This window comes from Caballeronia sordidicola, from assembly GCF_001544455.2.
In the GTDB taxonomy this organism is placed as follows: Bacteria; Pseudomonadota; Gammaproteobacteria; order Burkholderiales; family Burkholderiaceae; genus Caballeronia; species Caballeronia sordidicola.
This window is the reverse complement of record NZ_FCOC02000005.1, coordinates 87,630-112,441: the sequence shown is the minus strand read 5'-3', so window position 1 is coordinate 112,441 and position 24,812 is coordinate 87,630. Positions and strand designations below refer to the sequence as shown.

General features: G+C 60.4%; 20 protein-coding genes. 15 read left to right on the top strand and 5 right to left on the bottom strand.

Features of this window, described 5'->3' with window-relative positions; all coding sequences use genetic code 11:
- The first annotated feature begins 38 nt into the window (after nucleotides 1–38).
- Nucleotides 39–941: a LysR substrate-binding domain-containing protein gene (locus AWB64_RS11410; RefSeq protein ID WP_060818946.1), complete on the top strand. Its 903-nt coding sequence runs from the start codon at nucleotides 39–41 to the stop codon at nucleotides 939–941.
- On the opposite strand, the gene AWB64_RS11405 is transcribed toward AWB64_RS11410, so the two are convergent.
- Nucleotides 920–2,017 carry a DNA alkylation repair protein gene (locus tag AWB64_RS11405; protein WP_060818945.1) on the bottom strand — a complete coding sequence of 366 codons (1,098 nt, stop codon included), beginning with the start codon at nucleotides 2,015–2,017 and terminating at the stop codon, nucleotides 920–922. The two genes, AWB64_RS11410 and AWB64_RS11405, sit on opposite strands and share 22 nt — an antisense overlap.
- Nucleotides 2,018–2,350: 333 nt before the next feature.
- Here AWB64_RS11405 and AWB64_RS11400 point away from each other — a divergent pair, with 333 nt between their 5' ends.
- Complete coding sequence (locus tag AWB64_RS11400; protein WP_060819234.1) at nucleotides 2,351–3,907, top strand: methyl-accepting chemotaxis protein; 1,557 nt, start codon at nucleotides 2,351–2,353, stop codon at nucleotides 3,905–3,907.
- Nucleotides 3,908–3,926: 19 nt separating this feature from the next.
- On the opposite strand, the gene AWB64_RS11395 is transcribed toward AWB64_RS11400, so the two are convergent.
- Both AWB64_RS11395 and AWB64_RS31565 read right to left on the bottom strand, forming a co-directional pair.
- Entirely contained in the window at nucleotides 3,927–4,613 is a 687-nt protein-coding gene (locus AWB64_RS11395; protein WP_060819232.1) for a cation diffusion facilitator family transporter, read from the bottom strand.
- Between the two features lie 165 nt (nucleotides 4,614–4,778).
- Nucleotides 4,779–4,943 carry a hypothetical protein gene (locus AWB64_RS31565; RefSeq protein ID WP_157766618.1) on the bottom strand — a complete coding sequence of 55 codons (165 nt, stop codon included), beginning with the start codon at nucleotides 4,941–4,943 and terminating at the stop codon, nucleotides 4,779–4,781.
- Nucleotides 4,944–5,275: 332 nt separating this feature from the next.
- Between AWB64_RS31565 and AWB64_RS11390 the strand changes: the two genes are divergently transcribed.
- From AWB64_RS11390 to AWB64_RS11370, 4 genes are all read left to right on the top strand, one after another.
- Nucleotides 5,276–7,006: a serine hydrolase gene (locus tag AWB64_RS11390; protein ID WP_060818943.1), complete on the top strand. Its 1,731-nt coding sequence runs from the start codon at nucleotides 5,276–5,278 to the stop codon at nucleotides 7,004–7,006.
- 55 nt (nucleotides 7,007–7,061) lie between these two features.
- Complete coding sequence (locus AWB64_RS11385; protein WP_060818941.1) at nucleotides 7,062–8,831, top strand: CocE/NonD family hydrolase; 1,770 nt, start codon at nucleotides 7,062–7,064, stop codon at nucleotides 8,829–8,831.
- A 46-nt stretch (nucleotides 8,832–8,877) separates the two neighbouring features.
- The gene (locus AWB64_RS11380; RefSeq protein ID WP_060818939.1) at nucleotides 8,878–9,609 is read left to right on the top strand and encodes a transporter substrate-binding domain-containing protein; all 732 of its coding nucleotides are present in this window, start codon (nucleotides 8,878–8,880) and stop codon (nucleotides 9,607–9,609) included.
- 576 nt (nucleotides 9,610–10,185) lie between these two features.
- The gene (locus tag AWB64_RS11370; protein WP_060818935.1) at nucleotides 10,186–12,342 is read left to right on the top strand and encodes a putative bifunctional diguanylate cyclase/phosphodiesterase; all 2,157 of its coding nucleotides are present in this window, start codon (nucleotides 10,186–10,188) and stop codon (nucleotides 12,340–12,342) included.
- A gap of 51 nt (nucleotides 12,343–12,393) precedes the next feature.
- Here the strand turns inward: AWB64_RS11370 and AWB64_RS11365 are convergent, their stop codons facing one another.
- On the bottom strand, nucleotides 12,394–13,152 hold the full coding sequence (locus tag AWB64_RS11365) for a GntR family transcriptional regulator (protein WP_060818933.1): 759 nt from the start codon (nucleotides 13,150–13,152) through the stop codon (nucleotides 12,394–12,396).
- Between the two features lie 68 nt (nucleotides 13,153–13,220).
- On the opposite strand from AWB64_RS11365, the gene AWB64_RS11360 reads away from it, so the two are divergent.
- The 5 genes from AWB64_RS11360 to AWB64_RS11340 all read left to right on the top strand — a co-directional run bounded on the left by AWB64_RS11360 (nucleotide 13,221) and on the right by AWB64_RS11340 (nucleotide 19,137).
- A complete protein-coding gene (locus AWB64_RS11360; RefSeq protein WP_060818931.1) occupies nucleotides 13,221–13,952 on the top strand; it encodes an enoyl-CoA hydratase/isomerase family protein in 732 nt (243 codons plus the stop codon).
- Between the two features lie 47 nt (nucleotides 13,953–13,999).
- Nucleotides 14,000–15,388, top strand: a complete 1,389-nt coding sequence (locus tag AWB64_RS11355; protein ID WP_060818929.1) for an MFS transporter — start codon at nucleotides 14,000–14,002, stop codon at nucleotides 15,386–15,388.
- A gap of 14 nt (nucleotides 15,389–15,402) precedes the next feature.
- On the top strand, nucleotides 15,403–16,914 hold the full coding sequence (locus tag AWB64_RS11350; protein WP_060818928.1) for an aldehyde dehydrogenase: 1,512 nt from the start codon (nucleotides 15,403–15,405) through the stop codon (nucleotides 16,912–16,914).
- A gap of 292 nt (nucleotides 16,915–17,206) precedes the next feature.
- Nucleotides 17,207–17,866: a DUF1275 family protein gene (locus AWB64_RS11345; protein ID WP_157766617.1), complete on the top strand. Its 660-nt coding sequence runs from the start codon at nucleotides 17,207–17,209 to the stop codon at nucleotides 17,864–17,866.
- A gap of 47 nt (nucleotides 17,867–17,913) precedes the next feature.
- Nucleotides 17,914–19,137: a Gfo/Idh/MocA family protein gene (locus tag AWB64_RS11340; protein WP_082850447.1), complete on the top strand. Its 1,224-nt coding sequence runs from the start codon at nucleotides 17,914–17,916 to the stop codon at nucleotides 19,135–19,137.
- 35 nt (nucleotides 19,138–19,172) lie between these two features.
- On the opposite strand, the gene AWB64_RS11335 is transcribed toward AWB64_RS11340, so the two are convergent.
- The gene (locus AWB64_RS11335; RefSeq protein ID WP_060818924.1) at nucleotides 19,173–20,000 is read right to left on the bottom strand and encodes a helix-turn-helix transcriptional regulator; all 828 of its coding nucleotides are present in this window, start codon (nucleotides 19,998–20,000) and stop codon (nucleotides 19,173–19,175) included.
- Between the two features lie 97 nt (nucleotides 20,001–20,097).
- Here AWB64_RS11335 and AWB64_RS11330 point away from each other — a divergent pair, with 97 nt between their 5' ends.
- From AWB64_RS11330 to AWB64_RS11310, 4 genes are all read left to right on the top strand, one after another.
- On the top strand, nucleotides 20,098–20,985 hold the full coding sequence (locus AWB64_RS11330; RefSeq protein WP_060818922.1) for an SDR family oxidoreductase: 888 nt from the start codon (nucleotides 20,098–20,100) through the stop codon (nucleotides 20,983–20,985).
- Between the two features lie 250 nt (nucleotides 20,986–21,235).
- Nucleotides 21,236–22,795 (top strand): FAD-dependent monooxygenase, encoded by a 1,560-nt coding sequence (locus AWB64_RS11320; RefSeq protein WP_060818918.1) that lies wholly within the window; start codon nucleotides 21,236–21,238, stop codon nucleotides 22,793–22,795.
- A gap of 175 nt (nucleotides 22,796–22,970) precedes the next feature.
- Nucleotides 22,971–23,234, top strand: coding sequence for a hypothetical protein (locus AWB64_RS11315; RefSeq protein ID WP_060818916.1), 264 nt, complete (start codon nucleotides 22,971–22,973; stop codon nucleotides 23,232–23,234).
- Nucleotides 23,235–23,375: 141 nt separating this feature from the next.
- A complete protein-coding gene (locus tag AWB64_RS11310) occupies nucleotides 23,376–24,794 on the top strand; it encodes an inorganic phosphate transporter (protein ID WP_060818915.1) in 1,419 nt (472 codons plus the stop codon).
- The last annotated feature ends 18 nt before the right edge of the window (nucleotides 24,795–24,812 follow it).

Genomic DNA, 24,812 nt, shown 5'->3' with positions numbered 1-24,812 from the left:
GGTATAACTAAGGCTCGTCAAACATAACGTTCCTGCCGATGCGCTTCGATCTCGTCGACCTGCGGCTCTTTCTCTACATCCTGGAAACAGGCAACATCACGCATGGCGCGGCGCAGGCGAACATGTCGCTGCCGTCCGCGAGTGCGCGGCTGAGAGGCATGGAAGACGCGTTGGGCATGCCGCTGCTCGAGCGCGGGCGGCGCGGTGTGGAGACCACGCCGGCCGGCGATACGCTCGCGCATCATGCGCGCCTCGTGCTCGCGCAGATCGAGCGCATGCAAGGCGAGCTGGGCGAGCATTCCGAGGCGCGCAAGACGCGCATTCGTCTATGGGCGAACACCGCGGCGGTCACCGAATTCCTGCCGCGTCCGCTGGCCGAGTTTCTTCGCGACCACCCGAACGTTCATATCGACATGAAGGAGCGGCAGAGCGCCGAAACCGTCAAGGCGGTGCTTAACGGATCGGCGGAAATCGGTATCGTGGCCGATGCCGTGGAACATGGCGCACTGCAGGCGTTTGCGTTCGCAACTGACCGGCTCGTGCTGATCGTCGCGCGCGATCATGCGTTGAGCGGACGGCGCAAGGTCGCGCTCAAGGACGTGCTAGGCGAGGCATTTATTGGCCTGAGCGCGGGTAGCGCACTCTCGGAATATCTTGGCGAGCAGGCGCTGTTCGCGGGACAGAACTTCTATTTTCGTGCCCGCATGAGGACCTTCGAGAATGTCTGCTGCATGGTCGAACACGGAGCCGGAATCGCGATCGTTCCGGTCACCGCGGCACGGCGCTACAGGGGAACGCTGGGCATTCGGATCGTGGAACTGACGGATCGATGGGCCCCCCGCCAGTTGCTGGTTGTCGTGCGTGATCTGGACGCGCTCCAGCGGCCCGAAAGGGCGCTGGTGGACGGCCTGATTCAGGCTCAGCAGCTTAAATCGAAATAACCCTTCGCCAGGCACACGCCATTTACCAGGATTTCCACGTCATGTCGTCCCGCGTAATGCACACGTGTGGTGAAGTCACGGATGTTCTGCGTGCGTTCTATTGAAACGCGCGCGCCGCCTGCAAGCGTCAACTCCTTGAGCTTGAAAACCTTCGCTGCGGTCGCGCCTGATTTTTTCACGTAGTGCATGCGGTAGTCGATCACGAGCCGTTGGCTCTCCTCGCTCTTCGACGCAAGATCGAACGACAAGATGATGCGTTCGCCAAGCGCAACCTGAGACGGCGAAACGGCGAACTTGCTCAGCCTGACGTCCGGTGCGCCACCCGCGCCGATCAACGCCAGCGCGCGGCTGTTGCCTTCCTTGATCAGCGAGCGCAACGCACGTTTCGCGATCCACGCCGTATGCGGGTTATCGATGGGCCACGTCGTCAGCCGGTCCAGCACCCAGTCGTGATGAACCTTGGTTACGTCGTTGAGATGATTGGCGACGGACTTGCGCACGTAGAGGCTTGGGTCCGCGCGCAGGTTCTCGAGTATGGGCGCCGTGAGCGCGGGATCGGCCATGATGGCGTCGAGCCGGAACGACCACGGCAGGCGCGGACGCGAGCCTTCGCTTGCGAGCCGGCGCACTGCGTCGCTTTCGTCGCGCGACCAGACTTTCATGATGGCGAGCGCCCGCTTCAGGTCGTGGCGAAGGAACTCGCGAACGGCGAACTCCGATGAACCAAAGCCAGTGAAGTACTTGAGCGCGTCCATGGAAAGTTCGAAGTGATCCTGGCCGTACTGACCCACGTAGTCGGGAAGAACCAGCGTCGAAAATCCCGGTTTCATGGTCGGTGCGAGCGCGCGAAGAATGTCGAGCGCTTGCGTGTATTCGCCGGGAAGCGTCGCTCGCAGCGCATGCGTCATGCGGCGAAGGCGCTGCATGAGGCTCAAGGTTTCCGTGTCCGCGAGCGCGAGCTTCAAGAAGCGCCGGGTATCGAACGCGGGATACACCGCTTTCACCTCGCGTGCAGCCTGCCGGAAGCGGGCTTCGTTGAATATCTCCTTGAGCGCCGTGTTTTCGGTGTCCGTCATCTTTAGTGTTGTCGTTCTAAGGGAAAAGGCGTTTTGGGGGCCGGATGATTCTTTCGGCGGGACTGCAAAGCATAGCCTCAACGCGGGTCAATGCCTCAAGTATGGCTTTGGATCGCCGTTAACAAGCTGTCACCCTTGCGCTGCAATCTCATCCTCGATCAATCGACGCCGCTTCCAGCGAAAACGTTTCGCTTTCCCACGCTCATCGACCTGCATCGCGTTGCGTTTGCCACGGCAAATCGCGCTCGCTGGCTGCGTTTTCCGGGTTCATCGATCGAAAGAGCGGGATGCACGCGGACAACTTCGAATACCTCGTTTTATAGAGTCGTCAAAATGCTCAAGAAAGTAAGTGTTGCAACCGGCCTGCTGTTCGTGCTCGCCGTGTTCTGCCTGTTCCAGGTCCTGACGGAAGGCCTGGGTTTCTGGTCTCTCACATCCACTCACGACGATGTCAGCAATCTTTCGAACATCGCGCTCAGGCAGGTCAACTCGGTCAACGAAACCACGCAGCGCCTGATGGATGCGCGCATCAACCTCTCGCGCGCGGGCACGCGCATGGTTCGTGGCGGCACAGAGCCGGTCGAGATCGTCCAGCACGCGCGCGAGCAACTTGCGCTTGCTGACAAGTCGTTCAGCGCCTTTCTCAGCGCACCGAAGACCGGCGATGAAAACCAGGCGCACGCCGCCGCGTTACAGGAAAAATTCAAGGCCTATCACGGCGCGCTGACCGAACTTGCCCAGTTTCTCGACAGCAACAATATCCAGGCTTTCCTCGATCAGCCAACGCAAGGTTTCCAGGACCGATACCTCGGCGAGCAACGCATTTTCGCCAATTTTAGCGACGCCGCAAGCCAGTCGTATCTGGATTCCATCGACGCACGCCTGAACCTCTTCCGAGGCGTCGGACTGGCGATTTTCGTGGCGCTGGTGATCGGTGTCGTACTTGTTCACATTGGCTTGCGCCGGGGCGTGATCGCGCCGCTCGAGGAAGCAGGCCGCCACTTCGAGCGGATCGCCGAGGGCAAGCTCGACGAGCGCATTGCCGAGCGCGGCAGCAACGAGATCGGCCGCCTGTTCGCCGGCCTTGCCGCGATGCAGGCAAGCGTCGCGCACACCGTGAGGACCGTGCGCGAGTCGTCCGATTCCATCAACCTGGGTGCCGACGAAATCGCCACCGGCAACGCCGATCTGTCGGCTCGCACGGAGAATCAGGCGGCGTCGCTTGAAGAAACGGCGTCGAGCATGGAGGAACTGACGGCCACGGTGCGGCAGAACGCGGAGCATGCACGCGACGCCAACAGTCTCGCCGGCGATGCATTGACCGCGACCTCGCGAGGCACCGGCGTGGTCGATCAGGTCGTGGAAAAGATGAACAGCATTGCGAAGAGTTCGGACAAGATCGCGGAGATCATCTCGGTCATCGACGGCATTGCGTTTCAGACCAACATCCTTGCGCTGAACGCGGCGGTCGAAGCGGCGCGGGCGGGCGAACAGGGGCGCGGTTTTGCCGTCGTCGCAAGCGAGGTGCGCGGGCTTGCGCAACGCAGCGCGCAGTCGGCGAAGGAGATCAAGGCGTTGATCGGCGAATCGGTTTCGCAAGTGAACGATGGCTCGGCGCTGGCCGAACGCGCCGGCGAGGCGATGCGCGACGTATCCGCATCGATCTCGCGGCTCACGCAAATGATGGCCGAGATCAGCGCTTCATCGCTCGAACAGAGCACGGGTATCGAGCAGGTCAATCAGGCGGTCGTGCAGATGGATGAAATGACGCAGCAGAACGCGGCGCTGGTGGAGCAGGCGGCCGCGGCGGCAACTTCGCTGCATGAGCAGACGCGCCACCTGAAAGCGGCAGTGTCGGTGTTCAGGATTGGGGAGCAGGCACGCGCTTGATCCGGGACGCTAGCGGTCGCTATCGGCCGGTCGTTCCTGCGGCGGTTCGCGCGAAGGATTCCTTGAACGTTTTCCAGGCCAGCGTCCATCCCATTCGCGCGATCATCAGTCCGATGAGCGCGGCGGCGAGGCTATCCGACATCGGTACGCCGGCCATGCTGCCCACGATCCCGAGCACGGCGACACACGCGGAAATGGCGTCCGAGCGGGCGTGCCACGCGCTGGCGACCAGAATGGTCGAGCGGGTGCGCCTGGCCACGCTCATGATGTAGCGGAACAACGCCTCCTTGGCGACGATCACGAATACCGCGACCACGAGCGCGGGTGCATGAACAGAGGGTGCGACGCCCGCGTCGCTCATGTGGCTGAGGCTGGTCCAGAGCGTCTCCATCCCGGTTGCGATCAGCAAGATGGAGATGAGGAGGGAGCCTGCGGTTTCGTAGCGCTCGGACCGGTCGAATTCGAATCCGGTCCGGCGATGCGCCGCGGCCGTGCTCAGGCGCAGCACGATCAACACCATGCCGTCGGCGCCCAGATCGGCGAGGGTGTGAATGCCGTCGGCGAGCAGGCCGTCCGAAAAAGCCATCCATCCGATGACGATCTGCACCGTCATCAGCACTGCATTCAAGAGGACACTTGCCCGGGCTGCTTTAAAGGCAGCGGCGGTGTCGTGCTGTTCGCGGTCGAGCTTGGACGTCGACGACATCGTGAGGATTGTTTTTTTGTGGCGGTACAGCACCGTAACCGCGTCGCATGGCGAACAGATGACATTGGACGAAGAGGATCGCCCGGCCGTGGAAAACAAAAACCCGCGAGCCTTGATGCGTCACGGGTTTCCAGGGCTCAACAGCGCCCAGACACTGCAACATGGTTATTTGGGGCGCGAAGCGCGCTGACGCTTGAGCCAGACAAGCCCGAACAATGCAACGCTGATAGCAGTAAGAATGGCGCCCGCGACCATGCAGATGGGGGTGAGCGCGGGGAAAAAGTCTCCACTCTTGTCGCGCGTGAAAGCCCATGCGCCGGTATCTAGCATCAGGGCGCAAAATCCGGTAGCGACCGCAGGCTCGATCCCACTGGATCCGCCCGGTAATTTTCGAGGTAAATCGGGCACCGGCTCGCGTCTGAAAGGTGGCGGGTTGGTGCGTGGCGCGTCGGTAGGGTCTTCTGCAGGCATGGGTTAGGCAATGTTGACCAAGGGTACCAGTGTATAGCGGCGGTGCGATCTGCGCGCGCCCGGCTGTTCGACATTCGCATCTGGATCGCTGACAATCGGCAACGCCGCCCGAATCTCGCCTTGCGAACTGTTCGATGCGGCCCATCGAGTCAACCTTTCATAGCCGTCAGGTCAAAAAAGGAGCCGTTCGCATGACAAACTTCCTGTCCGAAAACCTCGATACACTCATTGGCGATGCGATGCAGGAATGGCAGATACCCGGCCTGGCACTGGCGATCACGCGCGATGGCGAAGAAGATTGGATCCGGGGCTATGGACTACGGGATGTGGAGGCTGGCCTCCCCGTCACGGGAGACACCCAATTCATCCTTTGTTCGGTTACCAAGTCCTTCACCGCACTCGGTCTCGCGATGCTGGTCGACGAGGGGCGGCTCGACTGGAGCATGCCGGTGCGCGACTATCTGCCTGAGTTTCGCCTGCATGATGCGGCCGCGACGGAGCGCGTCACCGTTATCGATCTGCTTTCCCACCATACCGGGTTGCCGCGGCACGACTGGATCTGGATGCCGGGCGACCTTTCGCGCGCTGAGATGCTTGCTGCGCTGCGCTACCTTGAGCCAAGCAAAGACATTCGCACCACTTATCAATATTGCAACCTCGGTTATGTGGCGGCAGGGATGGTCGCCGAACGGATTTCCGGCCAGACCTGGGAGGATTTCACGCGGGAGCGGATCATGAAGCCGCTCGGAATGGTCAATATCGGCTTTTCTGACATTGACCTAGAGCGCGCGCCTGACAGCGCGCGTCCTTATATCCTGCATGATCAAGAGAAGGCAGGCGAGTTCGTGCGCCAACGTGCGCGACTTTGGCCAATTGCCGATACGCCGGCCGGTGGCATCAATGTTGCGGCGTCCGACATGGCGCGGTACATGCGCCTATATCTCGCTGACGGCATGGTTGATGGCGTGCGGCTCGTCTCGCCGGCGCGGCTGAAGGCGCTCTACGAGCCACGGGTACATACCGGAAAGTCGCACTTCGCCGAATTCGGCGAAAGCCATTACGGGCTTGGCCTCGCGACTCATCATTATCGGGGCGAGCGGGTCATAAGCCATTCCGGCGGCTGGATCGGCTGGAGTACGCTGATGTCGCTTTTGCCCGAGCGTCGCTCGGGCGTCGCGGTGCTCATCAACCGCGGCGGATCTCCCCTCGCTGATATCGTCACGAACGCAATTCTCGACCATCTCATGGGCAAGGATGCGATTCCATGGTTTGATCGTTTCCGCGAGTTGAGACGCGCCTATGTGGCGCAACGCCCGGCCGATGTCGCTGCGAAGCGCGCGTCTCGACGAACCGATGCGCCGAGCCGGTTTTTAAGCGAATACGCCGGAGACTATGTCCATCCCGCCTACGGCCGCGTGACAATTGAAGCCGTGGGTGACTCGCTCGCGTTTCGCTATCGGGGGATATCGGGCGCATTGATCCATCGCCACTACGACGCGTTCGAACTCGATGAGCAGCCTGGAACGCTGTGGCCGGACGGCCTTGCCGTGACGTTTCTCTATGACCGCGAGGGGCGCATCGATCGCCTCCTGGCCCCACTCGAGCCCAGCGTCGCGGATATTGTGTTTCATCGCGGCGCTTCGGGCGAGGCGCTCGACCCGGCGTTTCGCCAGGCCTGTGCCGGGGTTTATCGTGGAGGCGCGATTGTGCACGTGGTCGCGATCGATGCCGACGGCGAACTCACGCTCTCACCGACCGCGCAACCGACCTATCGTCTCGATCCTTATCGTGAGCGCGTCTTTGCGGTTCGCGAGCTGAAGGGCTACCGCGTGGAGTTTGTTCGCGACGAAGACGGAACGGTGACGAAGATCGTTTTCCACCAGCCCAACGGAACATTCCAGGCTCAGCGCGAGATAGCGTAATCGTCTTTTTCCCGCCATTGACGGCATTGACAACGTTGCACTAACGGCAAGCATAATGACCATGCATCGTGGGCGGCAAAGTGTCGGACCGATGACGTTGGCGTTTCGCCGCATTAGAAACGCCATTCGTCCACAGGTGCATGTGTACAGGATGCCCGCTGGCGTTCATGCCGACTGGGACGTTCCGGTGAAGGTTCGTGACGGCACGACGTTACGCGTCAACGTCTTCCGGCCCGAAAGCGGAGCGCCGGCGCCGGTGATCATGTCGGCTCATCCGTACGGCAAGGACAAGATCCCCGCACGAACTCGAAGCGGCCGCGGCGTTGATTTGCAGTACCGCCTGTTTCCGCAGCCGCATCCTGTCGATCTCTCGGAATGGACGAGTTGGGAGGCGCCTGATCCCGGAGTCTGGGTGCCTCGGGGCTACGCGGTAGTCAATGTGGACTTGCGCGGAGGAGGAACAGCCGAAGGCGTGGGCGAACTGTTCTCGGATCAGGAAGCCCGGGATTATTACGATGTCATCGAGTGGGCCGGGACCCAAAGCTGGTCTTCCGGGCGAGTAGGCCTGAACGGCGTCTCGTATCTGGCTATCAGCGAATATAAGGTGGCGGCTTTACGGCCGCCGCATCTCTCGGCGATTTGTCCTTGGGAAGGCCTCAGTGATCTGTACCGGGATTTCGCACGCCCGGGCGGAGTTCGCGAAGACGGCTTCACCATCATCTGGGACAAGGGACTCAAGAGAGGGGGCGTGAGAACCGGCACCCGATTTCGTGAGGAAATCGTCGCTCGCCTTGAACGGCACGAGTGGTATGAGTCGACTGTTCCTGACCTTGCGCGTATTGAAATTCCAGTCCTCGTATGTGGCAGTTTTTCCGATCATTCACTTCATACGCAAGGGTCGTTTGATGTCTTCCGGCATGCGGGTTCCTCATTGAAATCGCTCTATACGCATCGCGATGGAAAATGGTGTGCTTTCTACGGTCGCGAATCTACGGAAGCACGCGGGCGCTTTTTCGACTACACGCTGAAGGGCCTCGACAATGGCTGGGACAAGGAACCCGCGGTGCGCCTTGCGATTCATGATGGCGGCCCGGATCCCGTAGCCGTGGTCGGCGAACAAAGCTGGCCGCCCGACGATCTCCAATGGCGGGCGCTTGCACTCGACGCCCGTCGAGGAACGCTTGTTGACGAACTCGAGGAGGGGCCTGCAACCTCGGTATCTTTCGACACTCATCGGCACGCCGCACAATTCATCTGGACAGTGCAGGACGATATCGACCTGATAGGGCCGATGGCGCTTCGTCTGCACGTCGAGGTGCGCGGCGCGGACGACGTCTTTATTTTCGCGGGCGTGCGCAAGATCCGTGACGGCGTTGAGATGCAGTTCGAAGGCTCGTTCGGGTTTTCCGGCGACATGGTGTCGAAGGGCTGGCAACGTGCCGCGCATCGCGAACTCGACGAAGAACGCTCGTTACCGTCACAGCCGGTACACACGCATCGCATTGCCGAACCGCTGCGGGCTGGCGAGATTGTTCCCGTCGATATCGCATTGCAACCGCACGCCACACGCTTTCTCAAGGGCGATGTGCTTCGCCTCGATATAAGGGGGACCTGGCATTTTCCGAGGGACCCATTGCGCGGCCAGTTTCCATCCTGGTATCAGCGCAGCCCAAAGGCAATTTGCGTCCTCCATACCGGCGGTGCATTCGATGCGCATTTGCTCGTCGGTACCCGGCCCATCAGCGTGACTGCGGCGAAGAGCAAAGTTTTTCGTCGCCCGGAATATTTCCGGTCGCAAAAAGTTCTACCAGCGTCAAGCAAATGAGCGCGCCGTTCGCGGAACAAGCGAGGTCAACTCCCGAGATTCACCGATGAAGATAACGATTGCGTACATCGAAGAGCCTCCATTCGGCTGGACGGAAGCGAACAGTATTGCGACCGGTGCCGACATTGATCTGGCCAACGCGGTTCTGCGAGCGATTGGCGTCACGCAGATCGAGTATCGGCCGGTGACGTTCAGTGAACTGCTGCCTGGGGTGGACGCCGGCCGCTGGGATATGAACGTTGCGCTTTTCGTGACGCCTGAACGTGCCAATCTGGTCGCATTCAGCGTGCCGGTATGGGCGATAGGAGACGGCTTCCTGGTTCGCGCTGGAAATCCAAAAGCGCTCGACAGCTATTCATCGCTCGGCAAACGTCGTGATGCGCGTCTTGGCATCATTGCCGGACAAGTGCAATACAACTCCGCGAGAGCGGCAGGCGTAAACGAAGACCAGATAGCAATCTTCGAGCAGCAGGCCGACGCTATCGAAGCGGTTTGCTCGGGGGCGATCGATGCATATGCGAGCACCGCCTTGGGAAATCGCATACTGGCGGATCGTATCGGCGGCTCGGTGCTTGAGGCCGTGACGCACAAGGCGGAAACGAATGGCAAGCAGCGAAAGCTTCCACTCGGCGCATTCTCGTTTAACAGAAACAACCGTGATCTGCTCAATGCGGTAAACGAACAACTTCGTTCATATCTCGGTTCGCCGGACCATCGCACTCGCATGGTGGAATTCGGCCTGACACACAACGAGATCGATCCCGCTCTCACTCGTTGAGTAGGTTTCGGCTTTAGCCGTGATCTGCCGCGCGGCACCTGGGAATTTCGGGAACGCGTATAAACCCGGGCCGCCCGGAATTTTCCAGCCGCGCTTTGCCAGTGAACACGATCATGCCCGTCTCATGCTGTTGCCCCGCGCTGGTCACGACCACTGGATCGGCGCCATGACGCCACAAGACTGGCAGCGCATCTTGCATTGGCTCGACGCCGCATGATTTCGAGCTCGCCGAAGAAGGGAGGCAATTTACCGTCTAGGGTTTCCCTTATTTTCAGTTAGCACAAAACTTGCTCATGTTTCTCCATATGAATTATGAATCGGCTGCTCTGCAGCGTTGGGGAAAGGCATGATGCTTAAGGTTGTGGTGATCCTTGCGGTAATAGCGCTCGCGACTTTTCTGGCTCGGTGGCTCCCGCCAGCAAACGAAGCCGAGGCCGACACTGAGGACTACGACTGGCATGACGATTACCCGGGTCGGGCTTGGAAAAAAGCAGCACCCACCCGAGCGTCTAGAACGAGGCTGCCGCGTTGAGCCAGAGTGCCGCTATTACAAAGCATCGTCGAGGATGAAACCGCATGGACCACACATTACTCGCTTCCAACGAAGAAGCGAGACTCGCAGCGCTGAGTGAATACGCGATCGATTCTGCGCTTGACGACCCCGGCTTCGATCGCCTTGTTCACCTTGCCCAAAGCATTTTTCGAGTGCCGATTGCGCTCGTCTCACTGGTGGATGCGCAGCGCCAGTTGTTTGCCGCCGGTGCGGGTCTGAACGTAAGTCAGACGCCACGGGACCTCTCGTTTTGCGCGCACGCGATCCAGCGCAGCGAAGTCATGGTCGTCCTCGATGCCCAAAAAGATCCTCGCTTTTGTAACAATGCGCTGGTGACAGGTGAGCCGCACATCCGCTTTTATGCGGGTGCGCCGCTTCGCACCACGCTCGGTTATGCGCTCGGCACCCTCTGCCTGATCGATACCGAACCAAGGGACGCATTTACCGATAGTGAGCGACGCAACCTATTTGAGCTTGCTGCGCTGGTGCTCGACAAACTCGAGGTTCGCCGCCTGGAATTCGCCCGCCGATCGAGTCAGTCCCGTTTCGAGAACATCGCCGCCACGTCGCCGGACGCCATCATCTGTGCGGACGAGCAGGGGCGTGTCACCTTCTGGAACCCCGCAGCCGGTCGATTGCTTGGTTACCACGCCGAGAATATTCTCGGGCGCAGCATCGATCTGATCGCTCCCAAGGAACTCATTGACCGCGTGCACGAGTTGGCGACAGCGGGCGCGTCGTTGCTTGAGGGACGCACCATTGAATTGAACGTCCACGCCGCCAATGGCACGAGCATTCCAGTCGAACTGTCCGCCTCCATGTGGCGCGAGAACGGGCGCCCGAGCTTTGGCGCAATCCTGCGAGACATCACCGAACGCCGCACCAATGAAGAACGGCTGTTTCAGCTTGCTCATATCGATTCGTTAACCGGTTTGGCAAATCGCACGATGTTCAGGTCTCGCCTGGAACAGGCATTAGCCGATCAAGGCGCCGCCTGCGTCATGATGGTCGATCTCGACGGATTCAAGGACGTCAACGACAGTCTGGGCCACTCGGCCGGTGACGCCGTTCTTGTGAACGTGGCGCGCCGTCTTGAATCGTCCGTGCGCGCCCTCGATACGGTCGGGCGCATGGGCGGCGATGAGTTTGCCATCCTTATTCCCGGTCTGGCCAATGCCTCTCGCGCTGCGGAAATCGCGGACGGTGTTATCGAATCGCTGTCGCGCATTCTTACCGTCGATGGGCAGGCAATCAACATTGGCGCCAGTATTGGCATTGCGATGTTTCCGGAGCACGGAGCAAGCGTGCGTGAGCTGCTTTCCAGCGCGGATCTGGCTTTGTACCAGGCCAAGGCTGAAGGCCGGCACTGCCGGCGCTTTTACAAGGCAGGCCTGCGCGAAGCGGCGACCGAAAAACGATCCTATCAGGGCGAACTACTGAGGGCGTTCGAAAAGCACGAATTCGCGCTCTATTACCAGCCACAGATACGGCTCGCCGACAATGAACTGGTTGGGGCCGAAGCTTTGCTGCGATGGCGCCATCCTGACAAGGGCCTGCTTGGCCCCGAAGCATTTCTGTCCGCCCTGGAAGCCGGATTTCTCGCGCCGCGAATGGGCGACTGGGTCATTCGCACCGCATGCAATCAAGCTGCCCGATGGCGTGAGCACGGTTTGCACGAGTTCAGAATGGGCGTCAATCTCTTCGGTGCCCAGTTCCGTACGGGCGATCTTGCCAGCAAGGTTCGAGGGGCGCTCGTTGAATCGGGATTGCCCGCATCGGCCTTGGAACTGGAGATCACCGAAAACGTCATCCTTCGGCACGACGACCAGATGATCGGACCACTGCGAGAGCTTCGTGACGAAGGCGTCGGTATCGCATTTGACGACTACGGGACGGGATACGCCTCACTCAGCATGTTGAAGCGGTATCCGTTGACGAAGCTCAAGATCGATCAGACATTCGTGCGTGGCATGTGCGAATCGAGCGCCGACGCGGCAATTGTCCGGGCCATCCTTTACCTTGGTCACAGCTTCGGGCTGGAGGTTATTGCCGAAGGAGTGGAAACAGAAGAGCAAAGTGCGCGCTTGCGCAAGAAAGGCTGCGAAGCCGCACAAGGCTACCTGTTCGGCCGGCCAATGCCCGCGTCCGAATTCAGCCGCCTGTTCGGCCTCTCGCAGTAATCAGCGCGCGTACTCGCCGCGAGACGCTCGAGTACGCGTTCGACGCAAGCCTCAACCCTCGGTCTCGTTCAAAACCGCGGTCGCCGCTTCGCACGCGCCGTGCAGTTGTTCGCGCATCAAGTCCTGAACGCGTGTGTCGCCAGTGCAAATTGCGTCCTTGATCTTCACGGCCTGTTCAAACGATGCACGCATGCGCCCACCGCGCGCCATCGCAATCCGCCGCAAGCGGCGAACGGGCCCCATCAGGCTTGCCTGCGTGGCCTGAAGCGTGCGGTTGTCGGCGAGCGTCATCACGATCGAATAAAAACGGTCGAGCGCATCGACGTAGGCCGCTGGATCATCGGCGGCAACGCTCGCACGCATTTCGCCGATCACGTCTTCGAGCTGAGCGCGTCCAAGCGCCGTGATATTTTCCGCGCAGAGTTGAACGGCGAGGCACTCGAGCGCCATGCGCACGGTATAGATTTCCGCGACGTCACGCAGCGTCACCGACCGCACAAATGCCCCGACGCGCGCAACCACTGTCACCAGTCCCTCGCGTTCGAGTTGTGCAAACGCTTCGCGCATGGGCGTACGGCTGACGTTCAATTGCTTCGCGACCTGCACTTCCGACAGCCGGCTACCCGGCGCCAGCACACCTTCCACAATCGCTTCGCGCAACGCCGGTACGACCACGCCATCGCTGAGCGAGTCGCCGGACGCGTCGATCATGCGCAATTTCGAATGATATTTGCGGCCTAGCGTTTCGAGCGCCTGCTCCGGCGCGTCAACAAGCATGTCCACTTCGGCGGTTTTCGTTGCAGGGGCCATTGACTTTCCGTTATTCAGTGAATACGCTGTATACAGGTTATACAGATCATTATACAACAGGAGGCTGCTTGGACCACGCGCGCTTGCCGGACCCGGTCGCAATCGATCGATCGGATGAAGTCTTGACCTTCACGTTGAACAATGCCGCCGCTGGCAACGAAATAACCGCGCCGATGTTCGACGCCATGATTGCCGCGCTGCGCAGTGAAGCATCGCTGCCCACGGCGCGCGTGCTGCGCATCCGGGCACGCGGCGACGTGTTCTGCACGGGACGCGAGCGTGCTGGAACCGACGCGGTTTCCATTCATCGCGAAGTGTCGCGGTTGATTGAGTTGAAGCGGCTGTTGCGGGCATCGCCGATGATTTCCATTGCGCAAGTGCAGGGCGATGCATTCGGATTCGGATTCGGCCTCGCGATTCTTTGCGACTTCACGCTGGTATCGAGCAGCGCGAAGCTTGCTTTTCCCGAGATGCGCAAGGGCTTGCCGCCTGCCGCGATCATGGCTTATCTCGGCCGCTACGCGTTGCCGAAGCACGTGTTTCCAATGGTTCTCTTCGGCGATGCAATCACGCCCGATGCCGCGCTGAACGCAGGCCTTATAACCCGCGTCTGCGCACCCGGCGCGTTGCAAACGGATACCGATGCACTCGCTGAACGCATTCTCGCGCTCGACGAAACGGGCGCGCGCCAGTGCAAGTCCTTCTTCCAGAACGCCGAAGAAAGCTCGCTGGAGCACAACTTCCGATGCGCGACAGAGACGCTGACGGTATCGGCGTTGCGGCTGATGGCATCGAAATAATCATTCATGTATTACGACAAGCCCTCGATGGTTTGCAGGAGACGGAAATGAATGTGAATGCAGGCGCACGCCTGGACCGGCTGCCGGTATCGGGCTTTCACAAGCGCATCATGTGGCTGATCGGGATCGGCATGTTCTTCGACGGCTTCGATATCTACGTGGCCTCCACGGTCCTCGGCGCCACGCTGCAAAGCGGTTTTTCGACGCTCGGCCAGAACGCGCTGTTTGTCTCCCTGACATTTCTCGGCATGATGATCGGCTCCCTGGCGACAGGTTTTCTCGGCGATCGATTCGGCCGCCGCTTTACATATCAGACCAACTTGATGGTATTTGGCATCGCGTCGCTGGGCGCCGCGCTCGCGCCGAACATGATGGTGCTGATCGCATTTCGTTTCGTCATGGGCCTGGGGCTGGGCGCTGAAAACGTCGTCGGTTATTCGACGTTGACCGAGTTTGCACCGCCGGCATCGCGGGGAAAAATGCAGGGCCTGATGGCCGTTTTCGTGGTCTCGGGTTTGCCGGTTGCGGGATTGATCGGCCTCGTCCTGATCCCCGCAATGGGCTGGCGCGCCATGTTCGTGCTCGGCGGAATTGGTGCGATTGGCGTGTGGTACGCGCGTAAATCGTTGCCGGAATCGCCACGCTGGCTGGAATCGGTTGGACGACATCAGGATGCCGAAGCAATTCTTTCGAAGATCGAAACCGAGGTGAAGGCCGAACATGGCGGAGCGTTGCCCGCGCCATCGCCGAAGCCTTCCGTTGCGCCTTCGCGTGCGCTTGGTTCGCTTTTCACCGGCGCGATGTTGCCGCGCATGATCGTCGGCTGTGTGACGCTGGTGGTGATCAACACCCTGTTGTACGGCTTCGTGACCTGGCTGCCGACGTTCTTCGTTCATCAGGGTTTCAGCATTGCGAAGTCGTTCGGGTATGCGCTCGTCATGTCGATAGGCGCGCCGGTCGGTTCGGGCATCGGCGCATTGACGGCGGACAGGTGGGGCCGCAAGCCGACCATTATCGGCGCATCGATTCTCGCGATCATCTTCGGCGCGATCTATCCGTTCGTGAGCAACCCGGTCATGTTGCCGGTCGTCGGCCTGCTGCTCGTCATCCCTATTTATGTGCTCGTTGCCTTGCTGTTCGCGATCTACGTGCCCGAGTTGTTTCCGACCGAAGTGCGCCTGCGCGCATCGGGTATTTGCAATACGCTCGGCCGAGGCGCGACGATCGTCACGCCGTTCATTGTCGTCGCGCTGTTCGGGCATTACGGCGTAGTCGGCGTGCTTGCATTGATGATTGGTTTGCTGGCAATTCAGATCGTGGTGGTGGCATGGCTTGGTGTGGAACCGACCGGCCAGCGCCTGGAAGATATTCAGCCGGCGGACGCGCTCGCGCGTCTGGATGTCGGTGCCGATACGCGGGTGTCCCCGCTCAAGTAAACGGAGAATGCAAGATGGATGCAGTGAACAAGCAGTTCCTCAACGCGCAGTTGTTCATAGACGGCAAATTTGTCGATGCCGCTTCGGGCGAGACGATGGACATCATCAATCCCGCCGATGGCGCCACGATTGGCGCGTTGTCGAAGGCATCGGCGGAAGATGTCGACCGTGCCGTGCAATCCGCACACAACGCGTTCGAATCCGGTGCGTGGCGCGACATGCCATTCCAGCAACGTGCGCGCGTGATGAACCGTTTCGCCGATCTGTTCGAAGCCGACCTTGAAAACTTCTACAGGCTCGAGACGCTCAACAACGGGCGGCCGATCGTGGAAACACGCGCACAGATCTCACGCTTGCCGCAGTTCTATAGATACTTCGCCGCGCTTGCGCTCACGCGCCGCAGCGACGTCATTCCTATCGAAGGACCGTATCTTTGTTATACGCAACGTGTGCCGCTTGGTGTGTGCGCGCTGATGACATCGTTCAATCATCCGTTGATGATCCTGTCCAAGAGCCTCGCGCCCGCGCTTGCAACCGGCAATAGCGTCGTGATCAAGGCGTCGGAGCAGACTCCGCTCACCACCGTGCGCCTCGTCGCGTTACTGCAGCAGGCAGGCGTTCCTGATGGCGTGGTGAACGTGATCAACGGCGAGGGGAAGGAAGCGGGCGCCGCGCTTGCGCGCCATCCGCTGATCGCGAAAGTGGTGTTCACGGGCGGCACGGAAGTGGGCCGCTCGATTGGCGAAGCAGCCGCGCAGACCTTCGCGCTGACGACGCTCGAACTTGGCGGCAAGGGCGCGGTGATCCTGTTCGACGACATGGACATCGATCGCGCGGTGAACGGCGCGGCGTTCGCGGCGTTTATCGGGGCGGGGCAGACGTGCGTGTGCGGCGCGCGCTTGCTGGTGCAGGAAACCATCTACGAGAAGTTCCTGGAGAAATTCCGCGCGAAGGTCGAGGCAATCCGCGTGGGCAATCCCGCCGACCTGAACACACAACTGGGGCCGGTCATTTCCGGGCGTTCGCGTGCGCGCATTCTTGGCATGCTGGAACGGGGCGTGGCGGACGGCGCGAAGCTGCTCGCGGGCGGCGGCATTCCCGCGCATCTGAGCGAAGGGTTTTATCTGCAACCCACTGCGTTCTATGATGTCGATCCAAAATCGGAACTCGGGCAGAGCGAGGTCTTTGGTCCGGTCACGGTAATCATGCCCTTCAAGGACGAAGCGGACGCACTGCGCATTGCCAACGATACCCAGTTTGGTCTCGCTGCATCCGTCTGGACACTTGATGTAGCGCGCGCACACCGCGTGGCGAGCAAGCTCGTGTTCGGGATGGTGTGGATCAACGATCATCATCGGCTGGACCCGGCTTCGCCCTGGGGTGGCTTCAAGAATAGCGGAGTCGGGCGGGAAACCGGGATCGAGTCGTTTGATCAGTTCAGCGAGCCGCGCGCGGTCACGGTCAACACGAGCGGCGTGACGGTTGACTGGTATGCCGACGATGGTCAGTTGAAACGCCTCAATTAAGCCGTAGGGATGGCCGGATCGTTATGCCGGCCATTGCCCATATCCTTAATTTGTCGAGTTTTTGTAGTCATGCTCCGTCAGACGCTGCGGCCGTCGCTCCGCGTCTGACTGTGTTTGCGTTAGAGAGAGTGACCACAGCAGACGTGGTGGTTTGAGTCGAACTGGATGGCACGCCGCGACCGGGCACCGGTTTTGCGCACAGCCAAGGCAAGACCAGTCGAGCAGTCGCTATCACACGCATTCGCACCGCACCGCTCGATCTACGTGAACTGCACGTCGTGGGAGCGTTTCCTTGCCGTCACTCAACCCTTCCGTCCTCGAGCGTTTTGCTCGCTCCCCGTTGCCGGTCTTTGTGCTCGTCGCAATCGCGGGCCACATGGACGCGCTCGCCATGCTTCATAGCAAAGAATGGCTCGCCGTATACATGACGGGCAATTCCACCAAGCTTAGTCAGTCGCTGCTTCACGGCGCATTGAGCAAGGCGCTTCCGTTACTTGCCGTGATCGCGTCTTTTCTCGCATCCACAACGTTTGCCGCATGGCTCGGAAGCCGCTTTCCCCGATGGCGCGCATCGCTTTGCATGGTGCTGACGGCGGCGTTCCTTGCTGCTGTCGTGCCGAATGCCAGCGAACACTACACGCCGTTTTCCACGTCTCTCATTGCGGCCAGCATGGGTGCGATGAATCAGGCGCTTGCCGATCAACCGGGTGTCACCTTCATCACCGGTACGGTCGTTGGAATAGGAAGACAGCTTGCCGCTTGCAAATTCAATGCAGCCGCGCTCGGCATGCTGCGCTGGTTTGCGTGGATTGCCGGTGCGGCCGTTGGCACGTCGCTCGACTTCTTGTATGGGCCAGAGGCGCTTGCGTTCGTTGCACTGGCCGCACTTGTTTGCGCACTTGCGGCGGTCTTGCATGGCACCGCCGTGCATCCACGACAGCGCGTGCACTGAGTGCTCTTGACGAATGCGTTGATCATCAACCTGCGGAGATATCGCTCATGGCCACGGACAAAAGCCCCTTTTACGCCGTTTCAGGTCCCGGCACAGCCAATGGTCCTACGTTGCCCGTCGCAGGCCAGTCTCAGAAGGCCGTCGAGATAGACGTGGGTTCCGTCAAGGACGGGAAAGTTGAATTCGCGAACTGGAAAGGCGATGCGGACAAACCTTCGCCAGCGCCACCGGCGCCGTGCGCGCCTGATAAGCGCATCGGCTTCGCGATTGTGGGTCTTGGCCGGCTTGCACTGGAACAGATTCTCCCAGCGTTTGTCAGCAGCAGGCACGCGCGGATTGCGGGACTGGTATCCGGCAGTCCCGAGAAAGCCCGTGTGGTCGCGGCGCAGTACGGCATAAGCGAACAGGCCATCTATGACTACGACAGCATGGCCCGTCTCGCCGATAACCCGGACATACAGGCGGTCTACGTGGTGACGCCTAACGCAATGCATCTGCCGCACGTCATTGCAGCCGCGAACGCCGGCAAGCATGTGCTCTGCGAAAAACCAATGGCCAATACCTCCGACGAGGCACGGCAGATGATCGATGCCTGTGCAAAGGCTGGCGTCAAGCTCATGGTGGCGTATCGGTGTCAATTCGAAGTGTTCAACAGTGCGGCTGCCGCGCTTGTGAACTCAGGTGATCTGGGCAGGCCGCGCATCATCGAAGCCACGAATACACAAGTGCAAGGTTCCGGCGATCAATGGCGCTTGAGATCCGCTCTCGCGGGCGGCGGCGCGTTGCCGGACATTGGCCTGTATTGTCTCAACGGCGCGCGCCATGTGCTGGGCGAAGAACCCGTCGAGGTCTACGCGCAGATCATCAATCCCGCGGATGATGACCGTTACAAGGAAGTTGAGGAAAGCATCGCGTTCATACTGCGCTTTGCATCTGGCGCAATCGCATTGTGCGCGAGCAGTTACGGCGCGCATGAAACGAAGGACATGCGTATTCGCCTTGAGAGAGGATGGATCGATATCGAAAACGCTTTCGCGTACAAGGGCCAGCGCATGCGCGTCGCGCGACGCAAAGATGATTTCGAAGTGGTGGAAGAGCAGCGTCTTGAATTCAAGGACCAGTTCATGCTTGAAATCGATCACTTTGCGCAATGCGTGCGCGATGACCACGCGCCATCCACGCCTGGAGAAGAAGGCCTGCGCGATCAGGTGCTGATGGAGGCAATTTATCAGTCCGCGCGCGAGCGCCGTCCTATTGCCGTGGATGGGTGACTGTGATTGGACTTCTTCTGGCGCGCTTTATCGCTTCAGATTTGCGAGCACAGCGCGCCAATCTGCCCGGCCATGTTCTTGTCTATCGGAGTGTAGACAATCATGCCAAGGTCCGGTCTTCCATCGACGGAAAACGCCGAATATTCCAGCTCGATCGATCCGAGCTTGGGATGCATCAGGCGCTTGATGCCGCCCGCGTCCCCGTGGCTCAGCACGTCGTTATCGCGCCATAAGGCCGCGAATTCCGGGCTGGCGCTGCTCAACTCGTCGACAAGTGCGGCGACCTCCGACGCCAGTCCCGCGCGCGCCACGTCCGCCCTGAACGCGCCGACTACAAAACGGGCCACGCTTTCCCAGTCGTGCTGCTTGGCGCGGACGGCGGGATTGCGGAAGAGGAACTGCAGGATATTGCGCTCCTTGGCCGGTAGCGAACCGTAATCGGTCAGCACGACCGCGGCCGCGCGGTTCCATGCAACGACATCCCAGGTTGCGGTCTTGATGATCGCCGGGCTTGTCTCGAGCGAATCGAGCAGGCGTTGCAACCGGGGATTGACGGCATCGACCGATTTGTAACGGACTTCCGGCGGCCGTCCAAGCCCGAGCATGAAGAGATGTTCGCGCTCAGCGTCGGTCAGCATCAAGGCACTGGAGATGCGGTCCAGCACGTCTGGCGACGCTGCGCCGCCGCGTCCCTGTTCAAGCCAGGTGTACCAGGTAGGACTGATGTGCGCGCGCTGCGCGACTTCTTCCCGGCGCAAACCCGGTGTGCGCCGGCGTCCGGAAAATCCGAAGCTGGCCGGGTCGAGCCGCGCGCGGCGGCTTCGCAGAAAATCGCCGAGAGATCGGGCGGAATTGACTGACATGAGCATCCTGTTAGTCGTCTTACTATGATGAGATCACTACTTTAACGGGATAAGAATTCGTCGGATAGTGAACGCGTGACAAACAAGGAGAGTTCACATGCGTATTTTTCTGACGGGCGCGACGGGTTTTATCGGCTCGGCTCTTGTTCCCGAATTGATCCAGGCAGGTCATCATGTGATTGGCATGACGCGTTCGGATGCCGGCGCGAGAGCACTTGCCGACGCAGGCGCAGACGTGCACCGCGCGACGCTCGAGGACACCGCGAGCCTGAGCGAAGGCGCGGCGAAAGCGGACGCCGTCATCCATGCGGCCTTCGATCACGATTTCTCGAACTTCGTTGAGAACTGCGAAAAGGACAAGCGCGCGATCGCCGCGCTTGGCGCGGCGCTGGCCGGCTCCGATCGTCCGCTTCTCATCACGTCCGGAACCGGCGTGGGCAGCGGCGAGCACGGTGAACTGGCGAGTGAGGACGTATTCAATACCCGCCATCCGAATCCGCGCATCGGGTCGGAACTGGCGGGAAACGCGTTGCTGGAAGCTGGTGTCAATGTGTCGGTGATGCGCCTGCCGCAAGTTCACAACCCGTACAAACAGGGCCTCATTTCACCGATGGTCGCCATCGCCCGGGAGAAAGGGGTTTCGGCGTACGTCGGCGAGGGACGCAATCGCTGGCCGGCTGGCCATCTTTCGGATGTTGTGCGTCTGTATCGGCTGGCGATAGAAAAAGGAGCGCGCGGTGCGCGTTATCACGCGGTCGGGGAAGAGGGAATCAGCAGCCGGGAAATCGCCGAGTCGCTTGGGCGCGGCTTGAAATTGCCGGTGGTATCGATTGCACCGGAAGAAGCGCCGGCGCATTTCGGCTGGATGGCCATGTTTACCTCGCTGGATATGCCGGCTTCCAGCGCGCTGACGCAGGCACGGCTTGGCTGGAAGCCGACAGGCCCGACGCTGATCGCCGATCTGGACGAAGCGCGTTACGTTTGAGGATTGCGCGTAATCCGCAGCCGCAGTTCGTTGCGCGCTTGGCGTCAGAATGATATAAAGCGGTGTCGGAAAAGGCAGACTTGGTTTGGTAAGCCCAAGTCCTTTCGGTAACGAAAGCTCTGGTCTTTGGCCTCGTGCATGAGATCCCCACGACGAACACAGGACGCGGTCCACGCGTCCCAATGTTCGTCCGTGCGGTTCTCGATCTGAGGAACGCTCCGGTCGAACATCATCGACTAAGGAGCCTTTCATGCACAACCATCATTCTCATCCCTACGACGTCGTCATTGCCGGAGCCGGCCCCGTTGGCCTGTTTCTCGCCTGCGAGCTACGCCTGCAGGGTCTCTCGGTCCTCGTGCTGGAGCAGGCGGAAGTTCCACACTCTCCCTTGAAGCGCCTTCCGTTTGGAATGCGCGGTCTTTCGGCGCCCACCCTCGAAGCGTTCTACCGTCGTGGGCTGCTGGACGAAGTCATCGCCGCGCAACGCGCCAATGATGCCGTGAGCGAGACCGCGGCAACCGCGCACTGGATGCAACAGCCGCGTCGCCCGGCCGGGCACTTCGCAGGCATTCAGTTCTATCACGACCGGATCGATGCATCGAAGTGGCCGTATCGGCTGCCAAGCCCCGCCGGCACCAGCATGCCGGCCGCATTGGAGACACTCGAAACCGTCCTCGCCCGGCGAGCCTGTGCGATGGGCGTCGAGATCCGGCGCGGTGCAGACGTTGACGGTTTCATCGAGTCAGATGAAGAGGTGATGGTTCACGCGGGCAATGAGACCTTTCGCGGATCCTGGCTTGTGGGCTGTGACGGCGGGCGCAGCGCGATTCGTAAAGCGGGCGGATTCGAATTCGCCGGAACCGACCCCGAATTTACGGGTTATTCGGTCGAAGTCGAGATGGCCGACCCCGAAGCGCTCCGCCCGGGGCGGCACTATACGCCGACCGGCATGTACACCTATGCGCATCCCGGCACGATTGCGATGGTCGAATTCGACGGCGGCGCTTCTCACCGTATCCAACCGATCAGCATCGACCATGTTCAGGCGGTGTTGCGCCGTGTATCCGGCGTCGATGTCACCCTGACAAGACTTCGGCTCGCCACGACCTGGACGGATCGGGCGTATCAGGCGACGACGTATCGCAAGGGGCGGGTGCTGCTTGCCGGCGACGCGGCGCACATTCACTCTCCGTTGGGTGGCCAAGGGCTCAACCTTGGGATTGGAGATGCGCTTAACCTGGGTTGGAAACTGGCGGCTACCGTTCGCGGCGACGCACCGGCCGGTCTGCTCGACAGTTATTCGCTGGAACGGCATCCGGTGGGCGCAAGCGTTCTGGATTGGTCGCGCGCGCAGGTCGCGCTCATGCGGCCTACCCAAAGTACGCGTGCGCTCGAAGCCATCATGCGCGATCTCATCGAGACGCCGGATGGCGCGACATACTTCGCCGAGCGTGTGTGGGGCGTTTCGCTTCGCTATGATCTTGACGACAGTCATCCGCTGACCGGCCGCAGCGTGCCCGATTTCGAACTGGTTGACGGACTGAAGGTCGGCGCTCTTCTGACTGAAGGGAAGGGTGTTTTTCTCGATTTCGGTTCGGACGCGTCGCTTCGGGCGCTTGTGAACCGTTGGCGGGAGCGGGTTCGCTATGTCGCAAGCGACGCCAGGAATCGGCTGGGCTTGAGTGCCGTGCTCATGCGTCCCGATGGGATCGTCGCCTGGGCCAGCGAGACCGCATCCCGCGAGGAAGAGGTTGCCCGTGCCCTGTCGCGATGGTTCGGCGAACCCGAAAGTGCCAGTCAATCCGGTTAGTCATTCGCCGCGCCGGAGTCGGCCGTGGTTATTGCGTCATGATGGTGAATTCGTGGCTCCGGTCTTCATTGTTCGGCGGCTTTTAGATAAGACTCGGCGTTTGGTGGCATGACGCACAGCTTTGATCGATCGCGCGTGCGATGATGCTTGCTTGCGACGCGGAAAGGAGTTTTATATGAACGCACTTCCTTCAATATCCAGGCCGGTCGTGTTACCGGACGCTTCGGTGTGGTTTTCGGCTTACGCATTCGGCTGGGGTTACCGCGCCTTTTCATTGCCCGCCGATGTGGTATGCGAGCAGCTAGGCGCAGCCGACACCACGCGCCATCAACTGGTACTCGCGTTTGAGCTCGGCAGGAAACGTATTGTGCGGAGCGTTGAAAAGTGCTCGGCCGCTGACGCAGGCGAGCGCGTCGCACTCCGGACACTTGACCTCTGAGCGGTCATTGCCTGCAAGCTTGAGTTCTCCCGCCCGCTGCCTTAAAAGGTTCATCGCGCACCTGTAGCATCGGGCGATTCGCATTCACGCGCTTCGCAGCCGGCATCCGCGACTCCTCCCCTGGATCCAACCGGAGCGCAGATGCTCGTTCATTTCATGCCGTCATCCGGCATCGTCATTGGCATGCTCGTCGCATGCTTTGTCATGGTCCTCGCGTTCGAGGCGACCAATGGTTTCCACGATGCATCCAACGCCGTTGCGACCGTCATTTACACGCAGTCCCTGAAGCCCGTTCCCGCCGTGGTCTGGTCCGGCCTGATGAACTTCGTTGGCGTGCTCGTCGGCGGCATTGCGGTAGCGTACGCGCTTGTCGAAATCCTGCCGCCCGACGTGCTGACACCGCCCAACGGCGCGCCCGCAGTCCCGATGCTCGTCTCCATTTTCGCCGCAGCGCTATTTTGGAACATCCTTACGTGGGCATTCGGCATTCCTAACAGTAGTTCTCACTGCATCATCGGTGCGTTGATTGGCGTAGCGGCCGCAGACGCATTGCTCAAATCGCGCAGCTTGTCGCAAGGCGTGGACTGGAAGCAGATTGTCACGGTGCTGGAAGGCCTCGCAATCTCGCCAGTGCTTGGATTCGTGCTGGCTGGCGCGCTATATGGCCTGCTCAGGTTGATCGTGCGCAAGGGACACTTGTTCGAGACGCCTGAACAAGACAAACCGCCCGTCTGGTGGCTGCGCGCAATGCTGATTCTGACCTGCACGTCCGTCAGTTTTTCGCATGGCACGAATGATGGGCAGAAAAGCATCGGTTTGATCATGCTGACAATAATCGGGCTGCTGCCGGCAACGTACGCGTTGAATCCGCAGGCCATCGACCAGTTGCAGCAACTTCACCAGCACGCCATCGAGGCGATGCCGCTGATCCAGAAATATGGAGACGATGTCAAGCAGCAGGCGCTGAAGTCTGCACAGGCGCTGCAGAATGCGGGGCCCGAGCTGGACCGGCAAGCTTCTCAACTAAAGTCGAACGGTACGCCGCCAGATAATGAGCGGGCTGCGCGGTCGCAATTGCGTGGGTATATCTATGACGTCACCTCGCAGATGAAGCATGTTGGCGAAGTAAAAAATGCATCGCCAGAAGACAAGAAGCTGGCCGGGACACTGCTCAAGCAAATGAGCTTGCCGGTCGAATATGCGCCGCTCTGGGTGCGGATGCTAAGCGCGCTTTGCCTCGGTATTGGGACAATGGTCGGATATAAACGCGTGGTCCGTACGCTTGGAGAACGCCTTGGGCGGCAACACATGACGCCGGGTCAAGGACTCAGCGCCGAGCTCGTGGGTTCGGTGCTGATTGGTACGGCAGGCTTTACAGGACTGCCGGTGAGTACCACGCACATTGTGACGTCCGGGATCGCGGGGACGATGGTTGCAGGCGGTCAAGGCGTGCAGGGCAACATGCTGTTGCGAATCGCGCTGACGTGGATCGTTACATTGCCGGTGACCATGTTGCTGTCGGCCGGCCTGTTCTACGTGCTGGCGAACCCGAACTTTTGACGGCAGGGCATTCGCCGG

What these genes read in the sequence shown, in the direction of transcription:
- AWB64_RS11410 (WP_060818946.1), top strand. Translation starts at nt 39, where the DNA reads ATGCGCTTCGATCTCGTCGACCTGCGGCTCTTTCTCTACATCCTGGAA.
- AWB64_RS11405 (WP_060818945.1), bottom strand. Translation starts at nt 2,017, where the DNA reads ATGACGGACACCGAAAACACGGCGCTCAAGGAGATATTCAACGAAGCC.
- AWB64_RS11400 (WP_060819234.1), top strand. Translation starts at nt 2,351, where the DNA reads ATGCTCAAGAAAGTAAGTGTTGCAACCGGCCTGCTGTTCGTGCTCGCC.
- AWB64_RS11395 (WP_060819232.1), bottom strand. Translation starts at nt 4,613, where the DNA reads ATGTCGTCGACGTCCAAGCTCGACCGCGAACAGCACGACACCGCCGCT.
- AWB64_RS31565 (WP_157766618.1), bottom strand. Translation starts at nt 4,943, where the DNA reads ATGCTAGATACCGGCGCATGGGCTTTCACGCGCGACAAGAGTGGAGAC.
- AWB64_RS11390 (WP_060818943.1), top strand. Translation starts at nt 5,276, where the DNA reads ATGACAAACTTCCTGTCCGAAAACCTCGATACACTCATTGGCGATGCG.
- AWB64_RS11385 (WP_060818941.1), top strand. Translation starts at nt 7,062, where the DNA reads ATGACCATGCATCGTGGGCGGCAAAGTGTCGGACCGATGACGTTGGCG.
- AWB64_RS11380 (WP_060818939.1), top strand. Translation starts at nt 8,878, where the DNA reads ATGAAGATAACGATTGCGTACATCGAAGAGCCTCCATTCGGCTGGACG.
- AWB64_RS11370 (WP_060818935.1), top strand. Translation starts at nt 10,186, where the DNA reads ATGGACCACACATTACTCGCTTCCAACGAAGAAGCGAGACTCGCAGCG.
- AWB64_RS11365 (WP_060818933.1), bottom strand. Translation starts at nt 13,152, where the DNA reads ATGGCCCCTGCAACGAAAACCGCCGAAGTGGACATGCTTGTTGACGCG.
- AWB64_RS11355 (WP_060818929.1), top strand. Translation starts at nt 14,000, where the DNA reads ATGAATGTGAATGCAGGCGCACGCCTGGACCGGCTGCCGGTATCGGGC.
- AWB64_RS11350 (WP_060818928.1), top strand. Translation starts at nt 15,403, where the DNA reads ATGGATGCAGTGAACAAGCAGTTCCTCAACGCGCAGTTGTTCATAGAC.
- AWB64_RS11340 (WP_082850447.1), top strand. Translation starts at nt 17,914, where the DNA reads ATGGCCACGGACAAAAGCCCCTTTTACGCCGTTTCAGGTCCCGGCACA.
- AWB64_RS11335 (WP_060818924.1), bottom strand. Translation starts at nt 20,000, where the DNA reads ATGTCAGTCAATTCCGCCCGATCTCTCGGCGATTTTCTGCGAAGCCGC.
- AWB64_RS11330 (WP_060818922.1), top strand. Translation starts at nt 20,098, where the DNA reads ATGCGTATTTTTCTGACGGGCGCGACGGGTTTTATCGGCTCGGCTCTT.
- AWB64_RS11320 (WP_060818918.1), top strand. Translation starts at nt 21,236, where the DNA reads ATGCACAACCATCATTCTCATCCCTACGACGTCGTCATTGCCGGAGCC.
- AWB64_RS11315 (WP_060818916.1), top strand. Translation starts at nt 22,971, where the DNA reads ATGAACGCACTTCCTTCAATATCCAGGCCGGTCGTGTTACCGGACGCT.
- AWB64_RS11310 (WP_060818915.1), top strand. Translation starts at nt 23,376, where the DNA reads ATGCTCGTTCATTTCATGCCGTCATCCGGCATCGTCATTGGCATGCTC.